Annotated in this window: 26 protein-coding genes and 1 tRNA gene; 13 read left to right on the forward strand and 14 right to left on the reverse strand. The window is 66.6% G+C overall.

The window, feature by feature from the left end; all coding sequences use genetic code 11:
* Positions 1 to 46: 46 nt before the first annotated feature.
* Genes SCH01S_RS13470 through SCH01S_RS13485 form a run of 4 tightly spaced genes read left to right on the forward strand, consistent with a single transcriptional unit; the run spans position 47 to position 3,474 of the window.
* Positions 47 to 646: a histidine phosphatase family protein gene (locus SCH01S_RS13470; protein WP_046349317.1), complete on the forward strand. Its 600-nt coding sequence runs from the start codon at positions 47 to 49 to the stop codon at positions 644 to 646.
* A complete protein-coding gene (locus SCH01S_RS13475; protein WP_046349318.1) occupies positions 643 to 1,419 on the forward strand; it encodes a TIGR04290 family methyltransferase in 777 nt (258 codons plus the stop codon). Before SCH01S_RS13470 ends, SCH01S_RS13475 begins: the two co-directional genes overlap by 4 nt.
* Complete coding sequence (locus SCH01S_RS13480) at positions 1,416 to 2,336, forward strand: beta-xylosidase (RefSeq protein ID WP_046349319.1); 921 nt, start codon at positions 1,416 to 1,418, stop codon at positions 2,334 to 2,336. The genes SCH01S_RS13475 and SCH01S_RS13480 overlap by 4 nt, the downstream gene beginning before the upstream one ends.
* A 10-nt stretch (positions 2,337 to 2,346) precedes the next feature.
* Positions 2,347 to 3,474, forward strand: coding sequence for an inositol-3-phosphate synthase (locus SCH01S_RS13485; protein WP_245612265.1), 1,128 nt, complete (start codon positions 2,347 to 2,349; stop codon positions 3,472 to 3,474).
* A gap of 3 nt (positions 3,475 to 3,477) precedes the next feature.
* Here the strand turns inward: SCH01S_RS13485 and SCH01S_RS13490 are convergent, their stop codons facing one another.
* From SCH01S_RS13490 to argH, 5 genes are read right to left on the reverse strand one after another with little or no spacing between them, the layout of a single operon-like run.
* On the reverse strand, positions 3,478 to 4,434 hold the full coding sequence (locus SCH01S_RS13490; RefSeq protein WP_046349320.1) for a zinc transporter ZntB: 957 nt from the start codon (positions 4,432 to 4,434) through the stop codon (positions 3,478 to 3,480).
* Positions 4,431 to 5,189 carry a precorrin-2 dehydrogenase/sirohydrochlorin ferrochelatase family protein gene (locus SCH01S_RS13495; RefSeq protein WP_046349321.1) on the reverse strand — a complete coding sequence of 253 codons (759 nt, stop codon included), beginning with the start codon at positions 5,187 to 5,189 and terminating at the stop codon, positions 4,431 to 4,433. The genes SCH01S_RS13490 and SCH01S_RS13495 overlap by 4 nt, the downstream gene beginning before the upstream one ends.
* A gap of 37 nt (positions 5,190 to 5,226) precedes the next feature.
* Positions 5,227 to 6,489 carry a diaminopimelate decarboxylase gene (gene lysA, locus SCH01S_RS13500; RefSeq protein ID WP_046349322.1) on the reverse strand — a complete coding sequence of 421 codons (1,263 nt, stop codon included), beginning with the start codon at positions 6,487 to 6,489 and terminating at the stop codon, positions 5,227 to 5,229.
* Positions 6,490 to 6,492: 3 nt separating this feature from the next.
* Entirely contained in the window at positions 6,493 to 6,735 is a 243-nt protein-coding gene (locus SCH01S_RS13505; RefSeq protein ID WP_439645813.1) for a hypothetical protein, read from the reverse strand.
* The gene (gene argH, locus SCH01S_RS13510) at positions 6,732 to 8,111 is read right to left on the reverse strand and encodes an argininosuccinate lyase (protein WP_046349323.1); all 1,380 of its coding nucleotides are present in this window, start codon (positions 8,109 to 8,111) and stop codon (positions 6,732 to 6,734) included. The genes SCH01S_RS13505 and argH overlap by 4 nt, the downstream gene beginning before the upstream one ends.
* 115 nt (positions 8,112 to 8,226) lie before the next feature.
* Between argH and SCH01S_RS13515 the strand changes: the two genes are divergently transcribed.
* A complete protein-coding gene (locus tag SCH01S_RS13515; RefSeq protein WP_369385563.1) occupies positions 8,227 to 8,697 on the forward strand; it encodes a TlpA family protein disulfide reductase in 471 nt (156 codons plus the stop codon).
* A 4-nt stretch (positions 8,698 to 8,701) separates the two neighbouring features.
* Here SCH01S_RS13515 and SCH01S_RS13520 read toward each other — a convergent pair.
* Positions 8,702 to 8,788: transfer RNA gene (locus SCH01S_RS13520), tRNA-Tyr, on the reverse strand.
* 97 nt (positions 8,789 to 8,885) lie between these two features.
* On the opposite strand from SCH01S_RS13520, the gene rlmB reads away from it, so the two are divergent.
* Both rlmB and SCH01S_RS13530 read left to right on the forward strand, forming a co-directional pair.
* Positions 8,886 to 9,623, forward strand: a complete 738-nt coding sequence (gene rlmB, locus SCH01S_RS13525; protein ID WP_046349325.1) for a 23S rRNA (guanosine(2251)-2'-O)-methyltransferase RlmB — start codon at positions 8,886 to 8,888, stop codon at positions 9,621 to 9,623.
* A gap of 10 nt (positions 9,624 to 9,633) precedes the next feature.
* Complete coding sequence (locus SCH01S_RS13530) at positions 9,634 to 10,293, forward strand: hypothetical protein (protein ID WP_046349326.1); 660 nt, start codon at positions 9,634 to 9,636, stop codon at positions 10,291 to 10,293.
* A 140-nt stretch (positions 10,294 to 10,433) separates the two neighbouring features.
* Here the strand turns inward: SCH01S_RS13530 and SCH01S_RS13535 are convergent, their stop codons facing one another.
* Positions 10,434 to 10,751, reverse strand: coding sequence for a 2Fe-2S iron-sulfur cluster-binding protein (locus tag SCH01S_RS13535; RefSeq protein ID WP_046349327.1), 318 nt, complete (start codon positions 10,749 to 10,751; stop codon positions 10,434 to 10,436).
* Between the two features lie 75 nt (positions 10,752 to 10,826).
* On the opposite strand from SCH01S_RS13535, the gene SCH01S_RS13540 reads away from it, so the two are divergent.
* Both SCH01S_RS13540 and SCH01S_RS13545 read left to right on the forward strand, forming a co-directional pair.
* Entirely contained in the window at positions 10,827 to 11,444 is a 618-nt protein-coding gene (locus SCH01S_RS13540) for a DNA-3-methyladenine glycosylase family protein (RefSeq protein WP_046349328.1), read from the forward strand.
* A gap of 41 nt (positions 11,445 to 11,485) precedes the next feature.
* On the forward strand, positions 11,486 to 12,157 hold the full coding sequence (locus SCH01S_RS13545; protein ID WP_046349329.1) for an FABP family protein: 672 nt from the start codon (positions 11,486 to 11,488) through the stop codon (positions 12,155 to 12,157).
* Between the two features lie 43 nt (positions 12,158 to 12,200).
* Here SCH01S_RS13545 and SCH01S_RS17265 read toward each other — a convergent pair whose 3' ends face one another.
* On the reverse strand, positions 12,201 to 13,022 hold the full coding sequence (locus SCH01S_RS17265) for a PEPxxWA-CTERM sorting domain-containing protein (RefSeq protein ID WP_046349330.1): 822 nt from the start codon (positions 13,020 to 13,022) through the stop codon (positions 12,201 to 12,203).
* Positions 13,023 to 13,177: 155 nt separating this feature from the next.
* Between SCH01S_RS17265 and SCH01S_RS13555 the strand changes: the two genes are divergently transcribed.
* The 3 genes from SCH01S_RS13555 (at position 13,178) to SCH01S_RS13565 (ending at position 18,006) form a co-directional block, all read left to right on the forward strand.
* Complete coding sequence (locus SCH01S_RS13555) at positions 13,178 to 15,103, forward strand: S9 family peptidase (protein ID WP_046349331.1); 1,926 nt, start codon at positions 13,178 to 13,180, stop codon at positions 15,101 to 15,103.
* 64 nt (positions 15,104 to 15,167) lie between these two features.
* Positions 15,168 to 16,511 carry a UDP-glucose dehydrogenase family protein gene (locus SCH01S_RS13560; RefSeq protein ID WP_046349332.1) on the forward strand — a complete coding sequence of 448 codons (1,344 nt, stop codon included), beginning with the start codon at positions 15,168 to 15,170 and terminating at the stop codon, positions 16,509 to 16,511.
* Between the two features lie 25 nt (positions 16,512 to 16,536).
* Entirely contained in the window at positions 16,537 to 18,006 is a 1,470-nt protein-coding gene (locus tag SCH01S_RS13565) for a flippase (protein WP_046349333.1), read from the forward strand.
* Here the strand turns inward: SCH01S_RS13565 and SCH01S_RS13570 are convergent.
* The 5 genes from SCH01S_RS13570 to SCH01S_RS13590 all read right to left on the reverse strand — a co-directional run bounded on the left by SCH01S_RS13570 (position 18,003) and on the right by SCH01S_RS13590 (position 23,868).
* Complete coding sequence (locus tag SCH01S_RS13570; RefSeq protein WP_046349334.1) at positions 18,003 to 20,027, reverse strand: TonB-dependent receptor; 2,025 nt, start codon at positions 20,025 to 20,027, stop codon at positions 18,003 to 18,005. The genes SCH01S_RS13565 and SCH01S_RS13570 overlap by 4 nt on opposite strands.
* A 92-nt stretch (positions 20,028 to 20,119) precedes the next feature.
* Positions 20,120 to 20,749, reverse strand: coding sequence for a maleylacetoacetate isomerase (maiA, locus tag SCH01S_RS13575; protein ID WP_046349335.1), 630 nt, complete (start codon positions 20,747 to 20,749; stop codon positions 20,120 to 20,122).
* Positions 20,746 to 21,612, reverse strand: coding sequence for an S-methyl-5'-thioadenosine phosphorylase (gene mtnP / locus SCH01S_RS13580; protein ID WP_046349336.1), 867 nt, complete (start codon positions 21,610 to 21,612; stop codon positions 20,746 to 20,748). The genes maiA and mtnP overlap by 4 nt, the downstream gene beginning before the upstream one ends.
* Before the next feature lie 124 nt (positions 21,613 to 21,736).
* A complete protein-coding gene (locus SCH01S_RS13585) occupies positions 21,737 to 22,687 on the reverse strand; it encodes an SO2930 family diheme c-type cytochrome (protein WP_245612266.1) in 951 nt (316 codons plus the stop codon).
* Positions 22,684 to 23,868, reverse strand: coding sequence for a parallel beta-helix domain-containing protein (locus tag SCH01S_RS13590; protein WP_046349338.1), 1,185 nt, complete (start codon positions 23,866 to 23,868; stop codon positions 22,684 to 22,686). Before SCH01S_RS13590 ends, SCH01S_RS13585 begins: the two co-directional genes overlap by 4 nt.
* Before the next feature lie 123 nt (positions 23,869 to 23,991).
* Here SCH01S_RS13590 and SCH01S_RS13595 point away from each other — a divergent pair, with 123 nt between their 5' ends.
* Positions 23,992 to 24,393 carry a DUF2147 domain-containing protein gene (locus tag SCH01S_RS13595; RefSeq protein ID WP_046349339.1) on the forward strand — a complete coding sequence of 134 codons (402 nt, stop codon included), beginning with the start codon at positions 23,992 to 23,994 and terminating at the stop codon, positions 24,391 to 24,393.
* Here the strand turns inward: SCH01S_RS13595 and SCH01S_RS13600 are convergent.
* Positions 24,371 to 25,825 (reverse strand): amino acid permease, encoded by a 1,455-nt coding sequence (locus SCH01S_RS13600; RefSeq protein WP_046349340.1) that lies wholly within the window; start codon positions 25,823 to 25,825, stop codon positions 24,371 to 24,373. The two genes, SCH01S_RS13595 and SCH01S_RS13600, sit on opposite strands and share 23 nt — an antisense overlap.
* Positions 25,826 to 25,914 lie beyond the last annotated feature (89 nt).

Consider the following 25,914-nt stretch of genomic DNA (forward strand, 5'->3'; position numbering starts at 1 on the left):
GCCTGCACAACGAGGGTAAGTAGATGCTTGGAAGAGAAATGCGCGGATGACCGCGACCCTGCTCCTGATCCGTCACGCAATGCACACCGACTATGGCGAGCGCTTCACCGGCCGGGCCGATGGCGTACCGCTGAGCGCCGCCGGCGAAGGCCAGGCCCGGGCGCTGGGCGAACGGCTCGCAGGTGAGCCGATCGCGGCCGTCTATTCCTCGCCCCGCGAGCGGACGCGGGCGACCGCGGAGGCGATCGCGGACCCGCACGGTGTCACGGTTCGAGATGTTGATGCGCTGGACGAGATCGATCTGGGCGACTGGACTGGCAAGCGCATCGCCGATCTGGACGGCACGCCCGAATTCGTCCGATGGAACAAGCATCGCGCGACGGCATGCCCACCGGGTGGCGAGGGGATCTCAGCGGTCGCGGATCGCGCGGAAAGCTTCGCACTTCGGGCGGCCGGGGAGCATGACGGACAGACGGTGGCGCTGGTCAGCCACGCCGATGTGATCCGGGCGCTGGTCGCCCGCTGCCTGGACCTCGATTTCGACAACCTGCTGCGCTTCGAGGTGGGCCCTGCATCCGTCTCGAAGCTGCTGTTCGGCGATTGGGGCTCGAAGCTCCTGACATTGAACGAAGGAGCGGCCGCATGAGCCTGCTCGAACCGCGCGAGGAAATGCTGCGCCAGCGAATCGAGGCACTCGGCCCCTGGTTCCATAATCTTGAGCTGGGCGGCGTCTGGACGGCGCCCGATCATTTCCTCGGCGACTATCCCGCCTTCAAATTCCGCCGGTTCGAGCACGCGCTGCCCAAGGACCTGACCGGCAAGACCGTACTCGATATCGGCTGCAACGCCGGCTTCTACTCATTCGAGATGAAGCGCCGCGGCGCCGCGCGCGTGCTCGGCATCGACGAGGATGACCATTACCTGGCCCAAGCTCGCTTTGCGGCGGAGGAACTGGGCTTTGCCGACTGCGAGTTCGAGCAGCTGTCCGTCTATGATGTCGGGCGTCTGGGCGAACGCTTCGACCTCGTGATCTTTATGGGGGTGCTCTATCACCTCCGGCATCCGCTGCTCGCGCTCGACCTGATCCGGGAACATGTCGCCGGCGATCTGCTGCTGTTTCAGTCGATGCAGCGCGGTTCCCGCCAGGTCCTACCGCTAGAGCAGGACTATCCGTTCACCGAGACGGAGATGTTCTTCGAGAGCGGCTATCCGAAGCTGCATTTCATCGAGCGGCAATACGCGAACGACTGGACCAATTGGTGGGCGCCGAACCGCGCCTGCACCGAGGCGATGCTGCGAGCGGCCGGGTTCGCGATTGAAACCCGCGCCGAGGACGAAGTCTATCTCTGCCGGACTGCCGATATTCCCTTCGCGGAATGGGGCGCGATGGCCGTCTATCCTGCGAGGGGGCAAGAATGATCGAAGCGGCGATGCTCTGGAACGAGCCCAACAACAAGTCGCATTGGGACCCGGAGGTCGACCCCGAATGGACCCGCTTCGCCGAAATGACGATCGGCGCTGCCAAGGCGGTCGAAGCGGCCAATCCGGCGGTCAAGCGCGTGCTGGGCGGAATCTCGCCGATCGATCCGCATTTCATCCGGCGGATGATCGGTTACGGCGTGCTCGATCACATCGACGTGGTGGCGCTGCACGGCTTCCCGCTCGACTGGAACCTGTGGTCGATCCACGACTGGCCGGCAAAGGTTGCGGAGATCGAAGCGGTCGTGCCGGAGCGTGAGATCTGGGTCACCGAAGTCGGCGTCGGCAGCTTCGGCGCGGAGGAGGTGCAGCAGTTCGGGGTCGATCGCACCGCCGAGTTGCTGGTCGGCCGGGTGCCGCGCATCTTCTGGTACTCGCTGTTCGACCTGCCGATGGAATGGGGCGCAACCACGCGCCACAGGGAAGCCGAAGGCTCCAGCTATTACCGGCATTTCCACATGGGCCTGATCAAGGCCGACGGCACGCCGAAGCTCGGGCTCGACCATTATGCCCGCCACGCGGCGGACATGGGCTTGATGCAGTGGTTCCATTTCGAGGACCCGCGGCTCGACGACGCAGTCGCATGGATGAAGCGGCTGGGCGTGAAGCATTTGCGCACCGGGCTCAGCTGGGCCGATTATTTCCGCCCGAACGCGCTCGACTGGTTCGATCGGCAGATGGAGGCGTTGGCCGATTTCGAGACGACCGTCACCTTCTGCTTCACGCCCGAGCATCTGGGGATTGCGGAGCACCACACCAGCGCGCCGCGCGATCCCGCCGGCTTTGCCGATTTCTGCGCCGAGATGATCGAGCGCTACGCCCCCGCCGTGCCGATGCGCGCGGCGGCAAACGGCTGAGGAGACTTCGATGTTGATGGCGCGCAGCCCCAATCACCGCATCAACGCCGCGATCGTCGGCATCGGCAATTGCGCAAGCTCGCTGGTGCAGGGCATCGCCCACTACCAGAATGGCGGCGCAAACGAGCAGATCGGGCTGATGCACTGGGATCTGGGCGGCTATCGGCCGAGCGATATCCAGGTGGTCGCGGCCTGGGACGTCGACTCCCGCAAGGTCGGGCGCGACGTCAACGAAGCGATCTTCGCCAAGCCCAATTGCACCGCGGTCTTCTGCGACCATGTGCCGGAAACCCGCGCGAAGGTCCGGATGGGCCGCGTTCTCGACGGCGTTGCCGATCACATGGCCGATTATCAGAGCGACCGCACCTTCCTGCTTGCGGATGCAGCCGAGCCCGAAAAGGATGAGGTGATCCAGGCTCTGGTCGAGAGCGAAGCCGACGTGCTGCTCAACTATCTCCCGGTCGGCAGCCAGAAGGCCACGGAGTTCTATGCCGAATGCGCGCTCGAAGCCGGCGTCGCCTTCGTCAACAACATGCCGGTGTTCATCGCCAGCGATCCGGAATGGGCGCGGCGGTTCGAGGAAGCGGGCGTGCCGATCATCGGCGACGACATCAAGGCACAGCTCGGCGCGACGATCGTCCACCGCGTGCTCACCGATCTCTTCAAGAAGCGGGGCGTCAAGCTAGACCGGACATACCAGCTGAACACCGGCGGCAACACCGACTTCCTGAACATGGCCAATCACGCGCGGCTCGCTTCAAAGAAGGTCTCGAAGACGGAGGCGGTGCAGTCGGTCGCCCAGCACCGGCTGGACGACGAGAACATCCATGTCGGCCCGAGCGACTATGTCGCCTGGCAGAACGACAACAAAATCTGCTTCCTGCGCATGGAAGGGCAGCTGTTCGGGGGCGTGCCGATGAATCTGGAGCTGCGGCTGTCGGTCGAGGACAGCCCCAATTCGGCCGGCGTCGCCATCGACATGATCCGCTGCGCGAAGCTGGCGAAGGATCGCGGCATCGGCGGCGCGATCCTTCCCGCCGCCGCCTGGTTCTGCAAGCACCCGCCAGTGCAGATGACCGACGACGAAGCCTATGTCGCGGTCGAGGAATTCATTCGCGGAGAGCTGGTGAAGCACTGATCCTTAGCGGAACCAGTGCGCCCGCATAAACCAGGCGAAGATCGCGCCGGCCATTGCGGCGCATACGCCAACCACGCCCCAAAACGCCCACGGCTCGTGCGCGAAGGGGATGCCGTTCACGTTCATGCCCAGCAGCCCGGTCAGGAATGTCAGGGGCAGGAACACGAGAGCGACGATCGAGATCAGCAGCGCGCGCGTGTCGATCATCTCGGCGCGAAGATCGGTGATCTGCTCGTGCATCAGTGCGGCGCGTTCGCGGATGCTTTCCAGTTCTTCCGCCATCCGAGCAAACCGGTCCGCCGATTCCGTCAGGTGCAGCCGGTCATCAGGCTCGAGCCAGTCGCATTGCAGTTCGGATAGCCGCTCCAAAGCCTGGCGCTGCGGCGCGACGAAGCGGCGATACTCGATCGCCCTGGCCCGCGCCGTCGCGATCGCGCGGCGGAGCGCAAAGGTCTTGCTGGCGTCAAGCATCAGTTCGCATTCGTCGAGCTGATCGCCCAGATCGGCGACGTCGGGATCGAGGTGGCCGGTGATCAGGTGCGCGAGCATGGAGACGAAGTCGCCGGGGTCCTTCACTTTGCCGGCCTTGAAGGCATCGCACAGCTCGGGCAGCGCGCGCATTGTGTAGCGGGCCACCGAGACCACGCAGCCGCGTCCGGTCCAGATACGGATCGAGACCAGCTCGTCCGCGCCGGGCTCGTCCTGCAGCGACAGGCCGCGCAGGTTGATCAGCGCGCCCTCGCCCATCGGATCGCAGCGCGGCCGCGTCTCGAGCGCGGTCAGCGCGCCGACGACGACGTCGTTGAGCCTCAGCTGCTCCGACAGGAATGTCTCGGTCGCCGGGTCTTTCTGGTCGAGATGAATCCAGATCAGCCGCGCCCCGCCATTCGCGGTCGCTGCCTGGGCGAGCGGAACCGTGTGGACGTGCGTCCCGTCGTCGACATAGGCAAATTGCTTCATTCGTTCCCCATGCTGATGTCGAGCGACAGGCCCGGCCCGGGCGCGTCGGGTGGCGCGTCACAGGCGATCCGCACCGCATCGGCGCGGGCGCGGTCCAGGATTGCGGCCGGGACGTCGGCGCGATGAAAGATGCGGTCGGCCTGGCCGAGCAGGCGGGCCTGCTTCAACGTCAGCTCGTCCGGGTCGGGCGAACACAAGCGAATGATTGCGAGTCCCCAATCCGCTCCCTGCTGCAGATCGTCGATCCAGAACGGATCCTCCTCAAAGGGGTCATCGAGATCGAGCACGCCGCCCGGCATAAGTGCGCGTGCGATCGCTAAGCGGCGTTCGGCCGAATCCGGAAAGGCTTGCCTGATCTTTTCGCGAGCATCGTGAAGCAGCATCGCGAGCTCCCCGAGCTTTGGCGACAGCAGTACCTCCATCCTCTGGCGAAGGGCGGCGGCGAGTCCGGCAGAGGAGCCACCGGTGCCGATCGCCACCAGCACCGGATTGCGATCCACGATCGCGGGCAACGTGAAATCGCATAGGTCGGGCCGGTCAACTGCGTTCACCAGAATACCGCGCGCCTTCAGCCGGGCGACAACGGGTTCGAGGCCGTCGAGCGCGACAATCGCGAGCCGGGCCTCCGAGTCTTCACCGACGATCGTCGCTCCGGCGCGTTCGAGCAGCCGGCGCTTGGCTTCCGCGGCCTCGCCGTTCCCGAGCAGGATGACCGGGCGACCTGTGAGGCGAAGGAAAACCGGAAGACTATGCACCGCTGCCTCCTAGCCGGTTTGGGCAATGCTTAGGAAGCTAGTCAGCCAGCCACTCGGGCACGCGCTCGGCATGCATGATCGTCTCCGCGCTGATCCGGTCCGCGACCACGGCGTACCGGTCCCCGTCAACCATCACTTCGGGCACCAGCGAGCGGCTGTTGTAGGTCGAAGCCATCGTCGCGCCATAGGCGCCGGCGGTGCGGAAGATCGCGAGGTCGCCGCTCTCCACCCGGTCAATGTCGCGGTTCATCGCGAAGGTGTCGCCGGTCTCGCACACCGGTCCGGCGATGTGGGCGGTCATCCTCTCGCCCGACGGCCGCGCCGCCTCGAAATGGTGATAGGCGCCGTAGAGCGCGGGACGCGCGAGGTCGTTCATCGCTGCATCGACGATCACATAGGGATGGACGATGCCGGGCTTCACCCAAACCACGCTGGTCAGCAGCACGCCCGCATTGCCGGCGATCACGCGGCCGGGCTCGAACATCAGCTCGACGTCCCAGCCCTTCGTCACCCGCGCGACCATCTCGCCCAGGTCGCTCGGCCAGGGCACCACGTCCTCGGGCCGATAGCGCACGCCAAGCCCGCCGCCGAGATCGGCCCGGTCCACGCTATGGCCGGCGGCGCGCAGCTCCGCGATCAGGGTGCCGATCCGCGCATAGGCCGACTCAAGCGGCGCGACGGTGCTCAGCTGGCTGCCGATATGGCAGGCCACGCCACGCATGTTCAGGCCGGGCAGGGCCGCCAGTCGCGCATACATCGCCGGCGCCTGGTCGATCGGCACGCCGAATTTGTTGTCCGCCTTGCCGGTCGAGATCTTCTCGTGCGTGCCGGCATCCACGTCCGGGTTCACGCGCAGCGTGGCCGACACGCGCTGCCCCTTGGCCGCGGCGAGTGCGGACAGGACCTGGCCTTCTTCCTCATGCTCCAGGTTGAACTGGCCGATGCCGGACTCGAGCCCCTGGGCCAGCTCGGCAGGGGTTTTCCCCACGCCGGAAAAGACGATGCCCTCCGCCGCCACTCCCGCGGCGAGCGCGCGCGCCATCTCGCCGCCGGACACGATATCCGCGCCGTAGCCAGCCTTGGCCAGCACCCGCAGCACCGCCAGGTTCGGATTGGCCTTCACCGCAAACGCCAGGTGAACGCGTCCGAGACCTTGCAGCGCCTCGCGAAAAACCCGTGCGTGTCGCTCCAGCGTCGCGCGGGAATAGACATAGACGGGCGTGCCGACCTCCGCCGCGATGCGAGCGAGCGGCACGTCCTCGGCGTAGAGCTCGCCGTTGCGAAGCTGGAAATGGTCCATCGGTCAGCGCGGCGGCAGGTTGAAGCGATCGTCCCGTCGCTCTTCCGATTGCTTGAGCAGTTCGTCGGAGCGCTGCGGCCGCGCCTGGACGGACGGGGTGATCAGCTGCGTCGGCGTCAGCGGCGTCGGCTCCGCCGCAGGCTTGGGCGGCAGACTCTCGCCCGGGGCGGGCGTCAGCTCCCGTTTGCCGCCACACGCGGCCAGGGCCAGGAGGAACGCGGCTCCGATCAGGACTCGCCTCATCATTCGTCTCCCATCCCGATCGCGGCCTTCGCGTCCGCGATCCGCGCGCGCACCTGGGCCGGGGCGGTGCCACCGTGGCTGGTCCGCGACGCGACCGACGCGCCGACGCTCAGAACACCGAACACACGGCCATCGATCCGCGGATCGATCGCCTGCAGCTGGTCCAGGCTCAGCGCGTCGAGCGGCTTGCCGTCCTGCTCCGCCAGTTTCACCGCGCTTCCGACAATATGGTGTGCTTCGCGAAACGGAATGCCTGCCTCGCGCACCAGCCAGTCGGCAAGGTCGGTCGCGGTCGAAAAACCCGCCTCCGCCGCGTGCAGCATGCGGTCGCGCCTGAAGGTCACGCTGCCGATCATGCCGGTCATCGCCGCGATCGAGAGCGTCAGCAGGTCGTGGGCCTCGAAGACCGGCACTTTGTCGTCCTGCATGTCCTTCGAATAGGCGAGCGGCAGGCCCTTCATCGTGGTCATCAGCGCGACCAGGCAGCCCTGGATGCGCCCGGCATGGCCCCGCACCAGCTCGGCCGCATCCGGATTGCGCTTCTGCGGCATGATCGATGATCCCGTCGACCAGGCATCGGACAGAGCCACGAAGCCGAACGGCTGGCTGGCCCAGAGGATGATTTCCTCGGCCAGCCGCGACAGATGCATCGCGCAGGTGGCGGCCGCGAACAGGAACTCCAGCGCGAAATCGCGGTCGGAGACGGCGTCGAGGCTGTTGTCGGTCGGCCGTTCGAAGCCAAGCTCTTCCGCCACGGCGAAGCGGTCGATCGGGAAGCCTGTTCCCGCGAGCGCTGCGCTGCCCAGCGGACATTCGTTCAGCCGCTCGCGCGCATCCTCGAAGCGGCCGCGGTCGCGGTGGATCATCTCGAAATAGGCCATCAGGTGATGACCGAGCGTCACCGGCTGCGCGGACTGGAGATGGGTGAAGCCCGGCATCACCGTCTCGGCATGCTCTTCGGCCCGCCCGATCAGCACCGATTGAAACGCGGCAAGAGCGGTGTCGATCTCGTCGATCGCGTCGCGCACCCACAGGCGGAAGTCGGTCGCGACCTGGTCGTTGCGCGATCGCGCGGTGTGCAGCCGCCCCGCCGCCGGCCCGATGACCTCCGCCAGCCGGGCTTCCACATGCATGTGGATGTCTTCAAGGCGCGCGTCCTCCGGCACGCCCGCATCGGCATATTCGGCCGCGATCTGCTCCAGCCCCGCATCGATCGCCTCCGCATCCCCGGCGGCGATGATGCCTTGCGCACCCAGCATCGCGGCATGCGCGCGGCTGCCCTGGATATCCTGGCGCCACATTCGCTTGTCGAAGCCGATCGAGGCATTTATCTCGCGCATCACCGATGCGGGCCCTTCGGCGAAGCGCCCGCCCCACATGGCATTGGAGCTGTCTGTGCGCCCGCTCACCGTTGCGCTTCTCCTTGGGACTGTATTGATGATCGCCGGGTGCGATAGGCAAAGCGAGCCGCAGCCGCAAGCGAACGCGACGGCCATGGCGGAGCCCAAAGCTCCCGAGCCGACCGGCAAACTCGACATATCGCAGCGGGGCACGGCGGCGCCCACGGACAGTTTCGCCGATCCCGCCGGCAAGCCGGTCACGCTCGCCGCGTTCAAAGGCAAGCCGGTGCTGGTGAACCTGTGGGCGACCTGGTGCGGCCCCTGCGTCCGCGAGATGCCGACCCTCGATCACATCGCGGACCGCGCCGGCGATAAATTGAAGGTGCTGACGGTCAGCCAGGACAATAAGGACGTCGATATCGGCCCGACCTTCGCCGAGGGCGGGTTCAAGCATCTCGAGCGCTATCGCGACCCCGACAACAAGCTCGGCTTCGCGTTCAACACCGGCATGCTGCCGACGACGGTCCTCTACGACAAGGACGGCAAGGAAGTCTGGCGCGTGATCGGCGCGATGGACTGGAACGGCCCCCGCGCCAACACGCTACTCGCGGAGTATGTTGGCTAGAGGATGGTGGACAGGGCTGGATTCGAACCAGCGTACGGGAAACCCGGGCAGATTTACAGTCTGCTGCCTTTAACCACTCGGCCACCTGTCCAGGTCGGCCCCGGGGATGCCGGGGCGAGCGGAGCGCGACGCCATGACGAACCGCACGCGGCCTGTCAACGCCTGGGGATTGGTGTAGTGCCGCGTCCATGAAGAAGCGTCATCGCCCGTCGGGCGCACCATCCGGCCGCCCGCGTTTCTGGGGTCGCCACGCGGTCAGCGCCGCCCTGGCCAACCCCAACCGCCGCGCCGTCAAGCTGTGGGCGACCCGCGATGCAGCCGCGCGAATGGAGCTGCCGTCCGCCTTGCCCGTCACGTTCGCCGACGTCGCCGATCTGGGCCGGCTCGTCCCACAGGACGCGCCGCACCAGGGATTGGTGCTGGAAGTCGACCCGCTTGAAGACGTCTTCCTCGACGAGCTGCTGGGGCAGGAAGGCACCCGCCCGCTGCTTGTGCTCGACCAGGTGACGGATCCGCACAATGTCGGCGCGATCCTGCGCTCGGCGGCGGCCTTCGATGCGCTCGGCATCGTCACGCAGGACCGGCACAGCCCGCCCGAATCGGGCGCGCTCGCCCGCGCCGCTTCGGGGGCGCTGGAGGTCGTGCCCTGGGCGCGCGTGGTCAATCTCGCCCGCGCGCTCGAGGAAATGGCCGAAGCCGGTTTCTGGCGGATCGGCCTCGCCGGAGAGGCGGAGCGGACGCTGCAGGAGACGCTGGGTTCGGCCAGGATCGCGCTGGTGCTGGGCGCGGAAGGGGAGGGGCTCAGGCACAACACTGCGACCCATTGCGACGAACTCGCGCGACTTCCGATCTCGTCCGCGATAGAAAGCCTGAACGTCTCGAACGCGGCGGCGATCGCCCTCTACGCGGTCGCCACCCGAAGCTGAGGGGGGAGACATGGGGGCTTGGTTTAGGTTGGCGGCCCTGATTGCCGCGCCGTTGCTGCTGACCGGCTGCCTGCTGACACCGGGCAAATTCACGTCGAAGCTGACGATCAATGCCGACCGGAGCTTCACCTATGCCTATGCGGGTGAGGTGTATGCGCTCGACCCGAACACGAGCATGGGCGAGGCAGGCACGGACAGGGCGACGGATTCGGCCGCGAAAAAGGCCGAAACCGATGCCAAGAAGCGCGCGATCGCCGACGCTTTGGGGAAGGAGGCGGGCTATCGCTCCGTCCGCTATCTCGGGGATGGCAAATTCCTGATCGACTATGAGATATCAGGCCGGCTCGATCATAATTTCGTTTATCCGTTCAATCTTGACGCGCAGGCAATCGTGCCGTTCGTCGCGGTCGAACTGCGCGCGAACGGGACGGTGCGCGTGAAGGCGCCGGGCTTTGCCAAAGACAGCAAGGACCAGGCTGGCCCGATGGGCGGCATGGCCGATTCGAGCAGCGACAAGCTGGACGGGAGATTCGTGCTCGACACCGATGCCGAGATCGTCAGCACCAACAATGAGGACGGCGTGCAAGGCGCCGGCGGCCGCAAGGTGTTGAGCTGGAAAGTGAGCCCGCTGACCCGCGACGCGCCGACGGCGGTGTTGCGGGTGAAGTAGCACCTCTCCCATAGGGAGAGGCCGAGTCAGCGCGGAAGCGCTGACCGGGTGAGGGGATCGTGCGGGTCCGGAGATTCACAATCCCCTTACCCCGCTCGCGGCCTGGCCGCGAGTCGCCCTCTCCCCACGGGAGAGGGGCTTTAATCCTCCGGCGCGATCGTGACGCGCAGGCCGTCCAGATCCTGGGTGAACGGAATCTGGCAGCCCAGCCGCGAGCTTTCGTTTCGATGATCGCTCGATTCGAGCAGGTCGTTCTCGTCCTCGCTCATTTTCGGCAGGCGCGGCTGCCACTCCGGATCGACATGGACGTGGCAGGTCGCGCAGCTGCAGCAGCCCCCGCACAGCGCAAGCAGCTCGTCGAAACCGTTTTCGCGGATGACTTCCATCACCGACAGGCCGACATCGCCATCGACCGTCCGTTCGCTTCCATCCCTGGTGACCACGACCAGCTTCGGCATTGTGTTCCCTTTCCGTTCAGCCTAGCGAGAGGCTTTGGATCGCCGCCTAACGGGCACGTGCGGGAAGGGTCAAGGATGGGTCTCACGGCCGAACAGCTGAAGGCGTCGCTGGATGCGCTTGCCGGGATCGAACCGGTGTTTGCGGAAGCCCTTTCCCGCGCCGGCTATCCCGAACCGCGCATCCGCGAGCCAGGGTATGAAACGCTGCTGCGCACGATCGTCGGCCAGCAGGTAAGCGTCGCCGCGGCGAACTCGATGTGGACCAAGCTGGAGGCGGCGCTCGGCGAAACCTCCGATCCTCAAAAGATGCTCGATGCGTCGGACGAGCTGCTGCGCGGGGCCGGCCTGTCGCGGCAGAAAAGCGGCTATGCCCGCAGCCTTGCCGGCCTGGTCGCGTCGGGCGAGCTGAACCTGGACCATCTGCCCGAAGATGACGAAGAGGCGATCGCCGCGCTGATGAAGATCAAGGGCATCGGCCGCTGGTCCGCGGAGATTTACCTGCTGTTCGCCGAAGGCCGCCCGGATATCTGGCCCGCCGGCGACCTCGCCATCATGCGCGAAGTCGGCACCCTGCTCGGCCTCGATGAACGGCCGGACGAGAAGAAAACCCGCGAGCTCGCCGAACGCTGGCGCCCCCACCGCGGCGCCGCAGCGATTTTCGCTTGGCATCACTACAAGATGGTCGCGATCTGAGGCATTAGATCTCGGGCCGGCGTGAAGGAGGAGCACCACCAATGTCCCCGTTCCCGCATGATGTCTTCACCGAGCCTTCCGACGTCGATCCGGACACGCTCTCCAATCTCGGGCCGCTCAAGCGGCTCGCCGGCCGATGGGAAGCACATAAGGGCATCGATCTCAACCCCAAGGCCGCCGGTCCCGAACGCCGCGAGTTCATCGAGCGGATCGCATTCGACGCGATCGATCCGCAGACCAACGGGCCGCAGCTCTTTTACGGGCTACGCTACCACATCCACATCACGACGCGGGAAGAGGACATCACCTTCCACGAACAGGTCGGCTATTGGCTGTGGGAGCCGGCGACCGGCCTGGTCCTGCAGACGGTCGCGATCCCGCGCGGCCAGGTCGCTCTAGCGGCGGGCAAGGCCAAGGCGGGGGACGACCAGCTGATGCTGACCGCGACCCGCGGATCGACGCAGGACGGCATCTGTTCCACCGCCTTCCTCGAATATGGCTTCCGCACCGACAGCTATCGCATCGACCTGACGTTCGAAGGCGACGATGCGTGGAGCTACGACATCCGCACCATGCTCACGATCCACGGCCGTACCGATCCGTTCGAGCACCGCGATCGCAACACGCTGAAGAGGGTGGCTCCGGGCAAGCCCAATCCGCTGATGCAGATTCTGGCGGCGCGGACCCGCCACGTGCCAGCGCAGGCGAGCTAGCCCCTCTCCCGCGTTCAGGAGAGGGGCCGCATCCATAATGGGTTTAGGCGCTCATCGCGACGATGCGGTTGCGCCGCCGCGCTGCTGCGCCGAGCAGGCCGAAGCCGCCGATCATCATTGCCCAGGTCGCCGGCTCCGGCACCCCTTGGACCGGCGGCAGGCCGAGGTCGAAGTTCACGACCGTGCGCTGTTGAGCGAGCGTCAGGCCATCCACGAACGGGTTGGTGCGAAGATCCTGCGCCTTGGCAATCGCCAGCGCGAGGTCGTTCGCGTTCGTGCCGGCATTGTCGCTCGCCAGGAACGCGAAGTTCAGCAGGCCGACGCTTTCGCCCGGCCGCACCGTCAGCGCGAAGTCGGTGAAATAGCGGTCGTTCGACGCGTGGGACCCGGCGGTCAGGCCCGAAGTGCCGAAGCCAATATTGCTCGACACCGCGGCCACGACCGGGTCGCTGCTGCATGCGCCGTTGAACTGGCACGTGACCATGAAGCCCGCGCCGCTCGCACGGATCGAGGTGAGGCTGTCGGAGCCGAGGTCGCCGGTGAAGCGCACGGTCGTTGTGATCGTCGCGCCCGTTGTGTTGGTGAAGGTGTCGAACCAGCGATACAGGTTCTGGTCGGCGAACGCCTCGGCCCGGCGCGTCAGCTGGAGGCCGCCCGGCGCATCGCTCGTGTAATAGCCATAGGTGTCGAACGCGTCGCGGCCGCCATCGCCCGCGGCGCCGCGCAGACCCAGCTGGGGCCCGGTATAGAGCTGGCCGTAGATCGTCGGCGTGCCGGCAACGATATCGCGCGTGGTGACGAACTGGGCTGCCTGGGCCGCGGTCGGCAGCGCGACCGCTGCCGTGAAGAGCATGATTTTTTTCATTATTACCCCTGGATACGAACAGGCCCGCGGAACGTGCGGGCTGGAGGGCCCTAAAATCGTGAAATGCCAAGGGTTAGGTTAGTCCGACGAAAAGGTTGTCTGGCTCGACGAACACGGGCTTGGCAGCGCGGCGCGAGCGCTTAAAGCCCCTGGCCATGACTCAGGCCCCCGAAGTCCCGCTGATCGAGCGCGCGAAACTGTTCGGAAATCCGGTGAAGGCACAAGGAAGGATCAGTCCGGACGGGCGCTGGCTGTCATGGCTGGCCCCGCGCGATGGCGTGATGAACCTGTGGCTTGCGCCCGCGTCCGGTGCCGGCGACGCGCGGCCGATGACGGCGGAAAAGGCTCGGCCGATCTCCCAATATCTCTGGGCCGCGGACAGTCGGGCGTTGCTCTATGTGCAGGACAAGGCGGGGGACGAGAATTTCCTGCTCTACCGCGTGGACATCGAAAGCGGGGCCGACACCTGCCTGACGCCGTTCGAGAATACGCGGGTGGTGATCGTCGGCACCTCGGTGACGAAGCGCGACCGCATCCTGGTCGGCCTCAACAATCGTGACCCGCAGTGGCACGACGTGCACGAACTGGATCTCGCGACCGGCGCGCTGACCGAAATCATGCGCGGCGACGGCTTTGCCGGCTTCCTCGCCGACGATTCGCTCACGCTGCGAATTGCCGTCCGCCCGAATGCAGACGGAGGCATGGACTTTTTTCGCGTCGACGGTGGCGCGGTCGCGGCGGAACCCTTCGCCGCCACGACGCTGGATGACGCGCTGACGACTCAGCCGGCTGGTTTCACGACCGATGGCGGAACGCTCTACTGGATCGACAGCCGGGGCCGGAACACCGCCGCGCTGGTTGCCGAAGACATGCCGACAGGAAAGCGAACCGTTCTGGCGGAGGATTCCCGCGCCGATATCGGCCATGTGCTGACGCACCCGTCGACCGGCATCGCCGAGGCCTATGCGGTCGATTACCTGACAAAGGAATGGGTCGGGCTCGATCAGGCGATCGGGGCGACGCTCGAGCGGCTGAAGCAGCTGCTCAGCGGCGATGTCGAGGTCAGCTCGCGCACCGAGGACGATCGGAAATGGACCGTCGCGGTCGATCCGATCACCGGGCCGCCGGCGGTGTATCTCTACGATCGCGACACGGAGGCGCTCGATCTGTTCTACATCTCGCGGCCGGAGCTGGAACATGCGCCGCTGGTGCCGATGCGCCCGGTCGAGATCGCCGCGCGCGACGGGCTGACGCTGATTTCCTATCTGTCGCTTCCGTATGTGTCGGACGTGAAGCGCAGCGGCATCCCGGACGCGCCGCTGCCGATGGTTCTGTTGGTGCATGGCGGCCCCTGGGCGCGCGACCGGCACGGCTATAACCCTTACCACCAGTGGCTCGCCAACCGCGGTTATGCGGTGCTGTCGGTCAATTTCCGCGGCTCAACCGGGTTCGGGAAAAGCTTCATCTCCGCGGGCGACCTGCAATGGGGCGCGAAGATGCACGACGACCTGCTCGATGCCGTCGCATGGGCGATCGACCGCGGCATCGCGCAGGCGGACAGGATCGCGATCATGGGCGGCTCCTATGGCGGCTATGCGACGCTCGCCGGGCTCACTTTCACGCCGGATGTGTTTGCGTGCGGGGTCGACATTGTGGGCCCATCCAATCTCGAAACGCTGCTGCAGACGATCCCGCCCTATTGGAAGCCGCTCATCGAGCAATTCCACCAGCGCATGGGCAATCCGGAGACCGCGGACGGCCTGCGTCTCCTTCGCGACCGTTCCCCGCTGCACAAGGCGGACCGGATCCGGCGGCCGTTGCTGATCGGGCAAGGCGCCAACGATCCGCGCGTCAAGCAGGCTGAATCGGACCAGATCGTGTCGGCGATGAAAGAGCGGAACATTCCGGTCAGCTATGTGCTTTTCCCGGACGAAGGGCACGGCTTTGCGCGCCCGGAAAACAATATCGCGTTCAACGCGATTGCCGAGGAGTTCCTGGCCGCGAATCTGGGCGGCCGCTTCGAACCGCCGGGGGAAACGATCGCGGCGTCCACCGCGCAATTCCTGACCCAGGCGCGGTAACCGTGAATCTGTTGGTAACGGCGATCCGCCGCCGCTAACGGAGGGCGCCAACAAGGGTGATCACATGAAGATTGCGATGATCGGATCGGGCTATGTCGGGCTCGTGTCCGGGGCCTGTTTCTCCGATTTCGGCCATGACGTGGTGTGCGTCGACAAGGACACGGCCAAGATCAAGGCGCTGGAAGCCGGCCGCATGCCGATCTTCGAGCCTGGGCTCGACCAGCTTGTCGCCAGCAACGTTAAGGCCGGGCGGCTGTCGTTTACGACCGATCTGCAGGCGGGCGTCGCGGGCGCCGACGCGGTGTTCATCGCGGTCGGGACGCCGTCGCGCCGCGGCGACGGCCATGCCGATCTGTCCTATGTCTTCGCCGCCGCGAAGGAGATCGCCCAGGCTGCCGAAAAGCCGTGCGTGGTGGTCACCAAGTCCACCGTCCCCGTCGGCACCGGCGACAAGGTTGAAGCGATCCTGAAGGAGACGCGGCCGAACTTCGCCTGGTCTGTGGTGTCCAACCCCGAATTCCTGCGCGAAGGGGCGGCGATCGGCGACTTCAAGCGGCCCGACCGGATCGTCGTCGGCACCGAAGACGCCAAGGCGCAGGACGTGATGCGTGAAGTCTACCGGCCGCTCTATCTGAATGCCGCGCCGATCCTGTTCACCGGACGGCGCACCGCCGAGCTGATCAAATATGCCGCGAACGCCTTTCTCGCGACCAAGATCAGCTTCATCAACGAACTCGCGGACCTGGCCGAGCAGGTCGGCGCCGATGTGAAGGACGTGTCGCGCGGCATCGGCCTCGACAACCGGATCGGCGGCAAATTCCTCCACGCGGGGCCTGGCTATGGCGGCTCGTGCTTCCCCAAGGACACGCTCGCGCTGCTGAGGACGGCGGAAGAATATGACACGCCCTTGCGCATCGTTCACGCGACGGTCGAGGCGAACGATCTGCGCAAGGAAGCGATGGGTCACAAGGTCGTTCGTGCGCTGGGCGGTTCGGCCCAGGGCAAGCGCGTCGGACTGCTTGGCTTGACCTTCAAGCCGAACACCGATGACATGCGCGACGCCCCCGCGCTCGATATCGTCCGCGTCCTGCGCGAGGCGGGCGCGGAGATTGCGGCCCATGACCCCGAAGGCATGGAGCAGGCCCGAGCGATACTGGGCGAGCTCGATTACAAGCAGAGCCCGTACGAGGTCGCAAAGGACGCCGATGCGCTGGTGCTCGTGACCGAATGGGATGCGTTTCGCGCGCTCGACCTGAAGCGGTTGGCCGCAGCGATGCGGCGGCCGGTGCTTGTCGACCTGCGCAACGTCTACAACCCCGCCGAGGCGGAAAAGGCCGGCCTTGCCTATCACGGCGTCGGCCGCGGCGTGGCCGGAGCGGAAACCCCGCTCGAGCAGAAGGTCGCTTGATCCGCGTGCGGGACGGGGGCCGCGGATGAGCGTCAGTCGGAACGTCACCTACAATCTGGTCGGGTCGGTGCTGCCGGTGCTGCTCGCGCTGGTCACGGTGCCGATCTACCTCCACCTGGTGGGCTCGGACCGGTACGGCGTGCTTGCGATCGCCTGGCTGCTGCTCGGCTATTTCGGCCTGTTCGACCTGGGGCTCGGCCGCGCGACGACCTACAGCATCGCGGCCCTGAAGGATGCCGATCCGCAGGAACGCGCGGACGTGTTCTGGACCGCGATCTTCACCAACATCGCGATGGGACTGATCGGCGGCCTCGTGCTGTGGGCCGCCGCCGACTTCTTCTTCGACCAGGTATTCAAGGTCGACCCCCGGCTGCGGCCCGAAATCCTCGCCAGCGTTCCCTGGCTCGCTTTGTCGGTGCCGATCGCGACGCTGACCGGCGTGCTGAGCGGCGCGCTCACCGGGCGTGAGCGGTTCCTGGAGGTCAACACCGTGTCGGTGCTGTCCACCACGCTGTTCCAGATATTCCCGATCGCCGTGGCGCTCGCCTGGGGCCCGAATCTCAGCCAGTTGCTCGCGGCTGCGGTGCTGGCGCGCGCAATCGCGATCGGAGTGCTCTGGTGGCGCTGCCATGTCTCGATCACGGCCGGGCAGCGGCACCGCTTCGTGATGTCGCAGGCGCGCGAACTGCTCGGCTATGGCAGCTGGGTGACGATCACAGGCTTGTTCGGTCCGATCTTGGTCATCCTCGACCGCTTCGCGATCGGCGCAGTGCTCGGCGCGACGGCGGTCACCATCTATACCCTCCCGTTCCAGCTGGCGCAGCGGATCACCATCTTCCCGCAGGCGGTCGTCACGGCCGTCTTCCCCAAGCTTCCGACGGCCAGCCCGGAAGAGCGGAGCGAGCTCGGCGAGAAATCGATCCGCGTGCTGCTCGCGACCATCAGTCTGCCGATCCTGGGCATGATCTACGTGCTGCACCCGTTTCTCGACCTCTGGGTCGGCACGAAGATCGGGCCGCAGGCGGCCGAAGTCGGCACGCTGATCGTGTTCGGATATTGGGCCAATGCGTTCGCGATCGTGCCCTATAGCTGGATGCAGGGATCGGGCCGGCCCGACCTCGTCACCAAGGTGCTGCTGCTCCAGATTCCGCCCTATCTCGTGCTGCTCTATTTCGGGATGAAGGAATTCGGCCTGATCGGCTGCGCTGCGGTGTTCGCGATCCGTTGCTCGGTCGATTTCCTGATGATGTGGTGGGCGTCGCGCCGTCGCGTCCATCCGGTGCCGCTGATCGCGACCGTCGCGGCGCCGTTGCTGGCGGGCGTGATCCTTTCCAACTCGATGAGCTATTGGGACCCGCTCTGGTGGCTCAGCGGGCTGGTGCTGGCCGCGGTGGTCGGCCTGCTCTGCTGGAGGATCGCGCCGCCGGAGCTGATCGAGAAGGGCCGGGCGCTGCTGCAGGCCCGGTTCGGGCGGAAGCTGCGCGGAACGCCTTAGCCGCCGAACCGGACGCCCAACCAGAGCGTGCGCGGGGTTGCGCGTTCGATCACGCCGTCCGCCGATACTGCCGCTTCGACGCGCGTGTCGGTGAGGTTCTCGGCGCGCGCTTCCAGTGACAGGCCTTTGCGGAGCGGAACCGCCAATCGAGCATCGAGCGTCAGCGCGTCGCGAAGGCTGCGGGTGTTCTGATCGTCCTCGAACTGGCTGGAGACGTAACGCAGCGTGGCTGACGCCTGCAGCGCGCGGCCGGTCCAGGCGAGCGTGCCGGACGCGGTGTGGCGGGGCGTCTGCGCCGGCCGCAGCCCGTCCAGGGGCGCAGCAAGGCCGGAGGCGCGCACGCGTGCATCGGTGAGTGCATAGGATGCTCCGAGCCGCCAGGCACCGAGTGTCGCGGCCCCGTCCAGTTCCAGCCCGCGGGATCGGATCGCGTCGAGATTCTGGCGCACGCGGTAGAAGCCGGCTGCGGAGACGAAGCCGACGCCGGGAAAATTGCCCGGGCCTCGCGCGACGGTGACATTGGCGATCGCGTTCTCCAGGCGATTGTCGAACACCGTCGCGCCAAGGCGGACCGTCGGTGCCGGCCGGAACTCGACCCCCAGCTCCCCGCCCTGGAGCCGCTCAGGCGACAGCGCCGCGTTCGCCGCGGTCGCGTCGGCGCCGACCCGGAACGGACGATACAGCTCGTTGAGCGTCGGCAGTCGCCACCCGGCATAGGCGGCGGCGCGAAGCGTCACTGTGTCGGCGGCATGCCATGCGATCCCGGCGCGGCCGGTCGGTTCCCAGCCGCTGCGATCGGGGAAGTGGCTGTCGGTCAGCGGCGCTGCGGTCGCGAGCGTGCGCTCGGCGAGAAAACCGTCGCGGATCGACCATCGGTCGAGGCGCCCGCCTGCGCTCAAGGTTACGCCGCCGAGCGTCCAGGACAGATCGGCAAAGGCGCCGACGGTGCTGCTCACGCCACCCGCAAGGCGACCGCGCGTCGGCGCGCCGTTCACGAAAGTGAACAGCTCTTCGGTGCGGCCGCTCGTTCGCCGCCAGTCGGCGCCGGCGCGCAGGTCGATATCGGCCCCAAGCGGCGGTGCCACTTCTAGACGCGCGCCCAGCCCGGTCGCTGGCGTATTGTACTGGTCGAGCACTTGGGATGCGGCGCTGCGATCGTCGTTGACCGAGGCGAACTGGCTCTGGAAGGCGCGGGTCTGGAGATAGGCAAGCGCGGAAAAGCCCCAATCGCCGTGGCCGACCAGCCTCAGGCTCGCGTCGGCGCCGTCGCTGCCGTCGCGGGTGAAGGCCGTGCCGCGCTCCCGTCGGTCGGTGAAGGCGATAAGATTGGCCTGGAGCTCCGTCGTCTCGCCGACCGGGATCACTCCGCGCGCGGCGACGCTGGCCTGTTCGTAGGGCGCCGGACGGTCGGCCGGCCCGCGCTGGCCGGCCACGATCGGAACGAAGCCGTCCCCACGGGCATAATCGGCGGACAGTGTGGCGAAGCCGCCGCCGAGCCTGGCGCTGGCCAATGCGTCCGCTTCGACCGACTCGCGGCTGCCGTAAGCAAGATGCGCACCGATCGGCGGCAGCTCGCCGGGTCCGGCGCTGGTCAGTTCGATCGTGCCGGCGAGCGCGCCCGGGCCGAACACGCCGCTGCCGCCGCCCCGCGTGATGCGCACCTGGCCGAGCCGCTCCGGCGCATAGGCCGGAAACGCGACCCAGCCGCCGAACGGATCGGCCTGGGGCACGCCGTCGAGGATCAGCAGCGCCCTGCTTGCTGCATTGCCGCCAAGGCCGCGCAGCGTCACGCCCTGGCTGGTCGGGTTGGCAGAGCGCGAATCCGAACGGCGGAATTGCTGGAGCCCGGCGACGTCGCGCAGCACATCTTCCAGCCGCCCGCTGGCGCTTTGCTCCAGGCGCGTGCGGTCGATCGTGACGATGTCGTAGGCGACGTCGCCCGGTGTTTCGCTCAGGCCTCGACCGGTGACGATGATATCGGGGCCCAAAGCAGCGGCGGCGAGGAGGGGAAGGACGAACACCGGCTCCCTATCTCGCTCGTCCCGAGCGAAGTCGAGGGGCGTATCTCAGAATTCCGAGCAGCGCCGCTCGACTGCGTTCGGGACGAGCGGAATCAGGAGCTTTGAACCCGATCCGGATGTGCCGCCGCGAACGGCTCCAGCTCCTGCAAGGCTGCGTCGATCCGCACCAGGGTCGGGAAAGCGCCCAGGTCCAGCTTGAACCGGCGTGCGTTGAACATCTGCGGCACCAGGCAGATGTCGGCGAGGTCGGGCGCGTTGCCGCCCAGATAGGTGCCGCTGCCCTCCGCCATGCGCTCGAGCGCGACGAAGCCTTCGCGGATCCAGTGGCGATACCAGTCGTCGCGCGCGTCCTGCTCCGCGCCGAGCTGGTTCTTCAGATAGCCGAGCACGCGCAGATTGTTCAGCGGGTGAATGTCGCACGCGATCAGCAGCGCCTGGGCCAGCGTCTTCGCGCGGCGAGCAGGATCGCGCGACACGAACGCCGGCTCGGGAAAACGCGCGTCGAGATAATCGAGGATCGCCAGCGATTGGGTCAGCTGGTGTCCGTCGATCTCCAGCGTGGGCACGAAGCCTTGCGGATTGCGCGCCAGATTATCCGGCTCGCGCTGCTTGCCGTCCAGCAGCGAGATGTCGATCCGCTCATATTCGACGCGCTTCAGGTTGAGCCCAATCCGCACGCGGTAGCTGGCGGAGGAACGGAAATAGTCGAACAGGCGGATCATTGGAGCGCTCTCCCCGCAATTGCGTCCAGCTTCGCCATCAGCGCACGATCGCGCGCCTCGGGCGCGGTGACGATCGCCACGTCGAGGCAGGTGTCGATCGGGCTCGGCTCGCGCGTGGGCGGCAGCAGGCGGGCGAGCTCGACGATCGTCTGCCGCGCCTTGCCGGCATTGTCGTGCATCACGCGCATCACTTCCGTCACCTCGACATGGGCTTCGTCGTTGCGCCAGCAGTCATAATCGGTGACCATGCCGACCAAGGCGTACGGAAGCTCCGCCTCGCGCGCGAGCTTGGCTTCCGGCATGCCCGTCATGCCGATGATGTCCGCCCCCCAGGCGCGATACATATGGCTTTCCGCGCGCGTGCCGAACTGCGGCCCCTCGATCGCGACATAGGTGCCGCCTTCGGTCACATCCGCCCCGGCCCGGGTCGCGGCCGCCGCGGCGAAGCCGGCCAGGCGCGGGCAGACGGGATCGGCCATCGACACATGGGCGACCAGGCCCGAACCGAAAAAGCTGTTCGCGCGCAGCCGCGTATTGTCGATGAACTGATCGACGACGACGAAGCGGCCGGGCGGCAGCTCTTCCCTGAGCGATCCGACGGCGGAGAGGGCGATCAGGTCGGTGCAGCCGATCCGCTTCATTGCGTCGATATTGGCGCGATAGTTGAGCTCCGACGGGGAGATCGGATGCCCACGCCCGTGACGCGGAAGAAAGGCGAAGCGGATGCCGGCGATGGTGCCGGTCAGAATCTGGTCGGAAGGCGGGCCCCATGGAGTGTCGATCGTCTGCCATTCGGCGTTTTCAAGCGCGTCGACGGCGTAAAGGCCGGATCCGCCCAGAACCCCCACAAACCAGTCGCTCATCACTCACTCCGGTTTGGGCTGAGCTTGTCGAAGCCCTCCCTTTTTCTTGCGTCACGGTGCGTAGAAAGAAGGGAGGCCTTCGACAAGCTCAGGCCAAACCGAGTTTGTGAACGGCCGAAGGGGCTTACTTCATCCCCGCAATATAATCCCGCACCAGCGCCACGCCCTCCTGGTGCACCATCGACCGGCCCAGCTCCGGCATCGCGACGCCCGGTTCGGTGCTGTTCATCCGGTAGAGCAGGATCGACAGGTCCGGCTTGCCCGGCGCGATCGCGACTTCCAGTCCGCCGCTGCCGCGCCCGGCCGCGACCGGCGTCTTGCCGATGCCGCGCGCGACCGGGTCGGCTTCTTCCCAGGTGAGATAGAGACCGCTGTTGCTCGCGGCCCCCGCGCGGTTGTGGCAGTGGCCGCAATTGACGTCCAGATAGGCGCGGGCTCGGGCCGCGACCGGTGCCTGAAGGTCGTCCCAGCGCGGCAGCTTCGGTCCGGCGGGGGCACGGTCGAGCAGGCCGGCTTTCACCAGATCGTCGAGCAAGGGCTGGGCAAGATTGCGCGCCTTGGGACCAATCGGCTCAATGGAGCCGGCCAGCTGATGGCATTCCTTGCACTGGTTCTGGTTCGGCACCGCGTAGCTGATCGGCTGGCCATGCACCTCGACCGGAATGCGCGTGCCGCCCCGCCTCAGCTCCGCCTCGTTGCCGTTCCAGACATAGGGCAGCGCGACCCAGCCGCTCGCGCGCCGCATCAGTACGCGGGTCTCGAGCTTCCGGCCGGGATAGCCGAACGTCTTGATCAGCGCAGAACCGATCGGGAAATCGAGCAGGCCGTCGCCGCGGTATGTGATCGTCTTGCTGGCGGGCACGTAGAGGAAGCGCTCCTTTTCGGCATAGTCGGAAAAGAGCGGTGTATTGAGCGTATAGGGGTGGACGCGCGGGCGGGGCTTGCCGTCCCTGAAAAAGCCGAAGTCCGACAGCTTCGGCGGCAGCGTGTCGCCCAGGATCAGTGCGTCATTGACGCCCGGCGGCGCGGCGCTCGCGAGCAGCATCCAGCCTGCAAGGCAGGCGAGCAGCCTCACTTGATCGCCGCCTCCATCGGCGGCGGCAGCACGACCGGTTTCGGCTCGGGCGGCAGCGGCCCATCGGCGAACTGGGCAGGGGCGGGCCTGGCCTGGTCTACCGAGGCGTCGGGGCTGGGCAGGTTCAGGCTCAGCGCCGGCACCGCATCGCGCACCACCACGCCGGTGCCTGTCCCATCCCAGAAAATCGGCGGCAGCGACCCGCCCATCGCCGCGGCGATTTCCTTTCCGCCCGGGAAGCTCGGCGCGAAACCGGCGCGGCCATGCTTGTTGTCGCGCACGACGACGCCGCGCAGCAGCGGGTTGTAGGTCTTGTCGGTGAAGGGCCGTTTGTAGCCGATCAGCATCACGTTGGCGTTGCCGTTGCCGGCGAGCGTGTTGCCGAACACGTAAACGTCTGCGTTGGCCATCACCATCACGCCGGTGCCGGTCGGCACAGAGGCGACGATGTTGCCCTTGGGCGCGAAATTGGGCGTGTCGTTCTCGACGACGCGGTTGTCGAACACGCGGATAGCGTGGCCGCCCATCTGCGGCAGGTTGGGCAGATCGAACACGAGAATGCCGCCGGCATTCTTGCGCGCGGTGTTGGCGTACACATCGGCGTTGTAGCTGTTCTCGATCTCGATCCCGGCGACGTTGAACTCGGCGGTCGAGTTTCGGACGACGATGTTCTTCGATTGCCCGACATAGATGCCCGCGTCCGAGGCGCCGCGCACGGTCACGCGATCGATCAGAACGTCGGTCGAGCTGACCGGATAGACGCCATAGGCACCGTTCGTTTCCTTCGGACCGCCGGTCCATTCCACCCGAAGATTATTGTAGACGATCCTGTCCGCGCCTTTGGACTTGATGCCGTCGCCCCTGGTGTCCTCCACGCCGAAATCGCGCAGCACCACGTCGTCGGACGTGACGAGCAGCCCTTCGCCCGCACCCTGCTGGCCTTTGAAGCTCAGCACTGTCGCATTCGGTCCGGCACCCCGCACCGTCACCTTGTCGACGTCGAGCGAGAGACCGTCGGTCAGGTCGTAACGCCCCGCGGCGATCTGGACGGTATCGCCCGGCTGCGCCTCGATCAGCGCGGTTTGCAGGCGTTCCTGCGCGCCTGCGCCGGGCGTGACGGTGACGGTCCTGGCGGCAAGCGGTGCAGCCGCGGCGAGCAGGGCGAGGGCGAGCGCTTTCATGAGTGTAAGCTATCCTACCCTGCGCGCTTGACAACTCCTCCCGTTCGCTTCGAGCCTAGTCGAGAAGCGGGCGTGTGCGCGAACAGCGTTTCTCGACTTCGCTCGAAACGAACGGAGTATCGAATGCGCGTGCTGATCGCTTCCATGCTGCTGATCGCCACGCCCGCGCTGGCTGCGGAGTCGGTCACCGGCTCCTGGCGAACCGACACCAATGACGGGATCATCGAGATCGCGCCGTGCGGCAGCGCGGTGTGTGGGCGGCTCGCCAGGTCGTTGGTACCGATCAAGCCACCCGGCACCGACTTCAGGAATCCCGATCCCGCTCTACGCAACCGTCCGATCATCGGCCTGCCGGTGCTGACCGGCTTCGTGCAGGACGGCGATGTGTGGCGCGGCACGGCCTATGACCCGAAGGTCGGCAAAAGCTATGCGGCCACGCTTCAGCGGATCGGCCCCGATCAGCTGAAGGTTCGTGGCTGCATCCTGTTCTTCTGCCGCTCCGTCATGTGGTCACGGGCGCGCTAGCCTTGCTGCGGGCGAGCCCATAGCCCAGGTAGATCAGCAGACCGATCGCGTTCCACACGAAGAAGCTTTTCTGCGTGACCGCCTGAAGGCTGGTGAACAGATACAGGCAGCCGAGAATCGCGGCAGGCGCGACGATCCAGACGGCGGGAGTCCGGAACGGGCGGCGCCGATTCGGGTCGCGGCGGCGCATGATCAGCACGCAGGCGGCGACCGCGATGAATGCGCACAGCGTCCCGGCATTGGCGAGCGAGGCGATCAGGTCCAGCGGCGTCACCGCTGCGATGAACGCGACGAAGGTCGCGGTCACGGCGGTGATCGTCGCCGGCGTCCCGCGCTTCGATACCCGCGCGAGATTGGTCGGCAGGAAGCCGTCGCGCGCCATCACCATGAAGATGCGGGTCTGGCCGTAGAGAAAGGCGAGCAGCACCGTCGGCAACGCGATCGCGGCCGCCGCGGCGACGATGGTCGACACGGTGGGCTGGCCGATCCCGCGCAGGATCAGCGCCAGCGGTTCGGGGCTGTTCGCGAAAGCGGTGTAATGCAGCGCGCCGACCGCGGCCGCCGCGACGATCATGTAGATCGCGGTGCAGGCGACCATCGATCCGACGATGCCGATCGCCAGATCGCGTTCCGGATTCTTCGCTTCCTCAGCCGCGGTCGAGATCGCGTCGAAGCCGTAAAAGGCGAAGAAGATGATCGCAGCCGCGCCCATCACGCCATATTTGACGCCGTCGGCGCCGGGCGTGCTGCCGTAGCCGAGTGGCGCGAAGGGCTTCAGGTTCGCCGGATCGAAATGCGGCAGCGCAACCGCGACGAACAGCGCCAGCGTGACGATCTTCAGCACCACCAGCGCGGTGTTGACGGTCGCGCTTTCCTTGGTGCCAAGCATCAGCAGTCCGGCGACGACTGCGATGATCAGGATCGCCGGCAGGTTCACGCCGCTCGCGGTCAGGTGGAAGGTGCCGTCCATAAGGCTGCCGGCGACCGCGGGTCCGTGCGTCAGCGCGTCGGGCAGCACGATCCCGAGCCCGTGCAGGAAGGCGACCGCATAACCGGACCAGCCGACTGCGACTGTGGCCACCACCAGCGAATATTCGAGGATCAGGCTCCAGCCGACCACCCAGGCGAAGACTTCGCCCAGCACCGAATAGCTATAGGTATAGGCACTGCCCGAAGCGGGAATCATCGTCGCCATCTCGGCATAGCAGAGGGCTGCGCAGGCACAGATCGCGCCGGCGATCGCGAAGCTGATCAGCACCGCCGGCCCGGCGCGGTCTGCGCCGACGCCGATGAGGGTCAGGATGCCGGTACCGACGATCGCGCCGACCCCCAGCGCTACCAGATGCGGCCAGGACAGCGTCCGCGCGAGCCGATGCTCGGCGGGTTGCGCATCACCAGTCACGATCGCCTTGCGGCGCAAAAGCTTACTCATTCATATATCCCCGCTTGGTTCGGGCTGAGCTTGTCGAAGCCCTCCCTTCTTCAGCCTCGTAAAGGGGAAGGGAGGCGTTCGACAAGCTC

This window comes from Sphingomonas changbaiensis NBRC 104936, assembly GCF_000974765.1.
Lineage (GTDB): Bacteria > Pseudomonadota > Alphaproteobacteria > Sphingomonadales > Sphingomonadaceae > Sphingomonas_B > Sphingomonas_B changbaiensis.

Excerpts from the sequence above, each read along its gene's own strand:
- SCH01S_RS13470 (WP_046349317.1), top strand. The coding sequence starts at position 47 with ATGACCGCGACCCTGCTCCTGATCCGTCACGCAATGCACACCGACTAT.
- SCH01S_RS13475 (WP_046349318.1), top strand. The coding sequence starts at position 643 with ATGAGCCTGCTCGAACCGCGCGAGGAAATGCTGCGCCAGCGAATCGAG.
- SCH01S_RS13480 (WP_046349319.1), top strand. The coding sequence starts at position 1,416 with ATGATCGAAGCGGCGATGCTCTGGAACGAGCCCAACAACAAGTCGCAT.
- SCH01S_RS13485 (WP_245612265.1), top strand. The coding sequence starts at position 2,347 with ATGTTGATGGCGCGCAGCCCCAATCACCGCATCAACGCCGCGATCGTC.
- SCH01S_RS13490 (WP_046349320.1), bottom strand. The coding sequence starts at position 4,434 with ATGAAGCAATTTGCCTATGTCGACGACGGGACGCACGTCCACACGGTT.
- lysA (WP_046349322.1), bottom strand. The coding sequence starts at position 6,489 with ATGGACCATTTCCAGCTTCGCAACGGCGAGCTCTACGCCGAGGACGTG.
- SCH01S_RS13505 (WP_439645813.1), bottom strand. The coding sequence starts at position 6,735 with ATGATGAGGCGAGTCCTGATCGGAGCCGCGTTCCTCCTGGCCCTGGCC.
- argH (WP_046349323.1), bottom strand. The coding sequence starts at position 8,111 with ATGTGGGGCGGGCGCTTCGCCGAAGGGCCCGCATCGGTGATGCGCGAG.
- SCH01S_RS13515 (WP_369385563.1), top strand. The coding sequence starts at position 8,227 with ATGGCGGAGCCCAAAGCTCCCGAGCCGACCGGCAAACTCGACATATCG.
- rlmB (WP_046349325.1), top strand. The coding sequence starts at position 8,886 with ATGAAGAAGCGTCATCGCCCGTCGGGCGCACCATCCGGCCGCCCGCGT.
- SCH01S_RS13530 (WP_046349326.1), top strand. The coding sequence starts at position 9,634 with ATGGGGGCTTGGTTTAGGTTGGCGGCCCTGATTGCCGCGCCGTTGCTG.
- SCH01S_RS13535 (WP_046349327.1), bottom strand. The coding sequence starts at position 10,751 with ATGCCGAAGCTGGTCGTGGTCACCAGGGATGGAAGCGAACGGACGGTC.
- SCH01S_RS13540 (WP_046349328.1), top strand. The coding sequence starts at position 10,827 with ATGGGTCTCACGGCCGAACAGCTGAAGGCGTCGCTGGATGCGCTTGCC.
- SCH01S_RS13545 (WP_046349329.1), top strand. The coding sequence starts at position 11,486 with ATGTCCCCGTTCCCGCATGATGTCTTCACCGAGCCTTCCGACGTCGAT.
- SCH01S_RS17265 (WP_046349330.1), bottom strand. The coding sequence starts at position 13,022 with ATGAAAAAAATCATGCTCTTCACGGCAGCGGTCGCGCTGCCGACCGCG.
- SCH01S_RS13555 (WP_046349331.1), top strand. The coding sequence starts at position 13,178 with ATGACTCAGGCCCCCGAAGTCCCGCTGATCGAGCGCGCGAAACTGTTC.
- SCH01S_RS13560 (WP_046349332.1), top strand. The coding sequence starts at position 15,168 with ATGAAGATTGCGATGATCGGATCGGGCTATGTCGGGCTCGTGTCCGGG.
- SCH01S_RS13565 (WP_046349333.1), top strand. The coding sequence starts at position 16,537 with ATGAGCGTCAGTCGGAACGTCACCTACAATCTGGTCGGGTCGGTGCTG.
- maiA (WP_046349335.1), bottom strand. The coding sequence starts at position 20,749 with ATGATCCGCCTGTTCGACTATTTCCGTTCCTCCGCCAGCTACCGCGTG.
- mtnP (WP_046349336.1), bottom strand. The coding sequence starts at position 21,612 with ATGAGCGACTGGTTTGTGGGGGTTCTGGGCGGATCCGGCCTTTACGCC.
- SCH01S_RS13590 (WP_046349338.1), bottom strand. The coding sequence starts at position 23,868 with ATGAAAGCGCTCGCCCTCGCCCTGCTCGCCGCGGCTGCACCGCTTGCC.
- SCH01S_RS13595 (WP_046349339.1), top strand. The coding sequence starts at position 23,992 with ATGCGCGTGCTGATCGCTTCCATGCTGCTGATCGCCACGCCCGCGCTG.
- SCH01S_RS13600 (WP_046349340.1), bottom strand. The coding sequence starts at position 25,825 with ATGAGTAAGCTTTTGCGCCGCAAGGCGATCGTGACTGGTGATGCGCAA.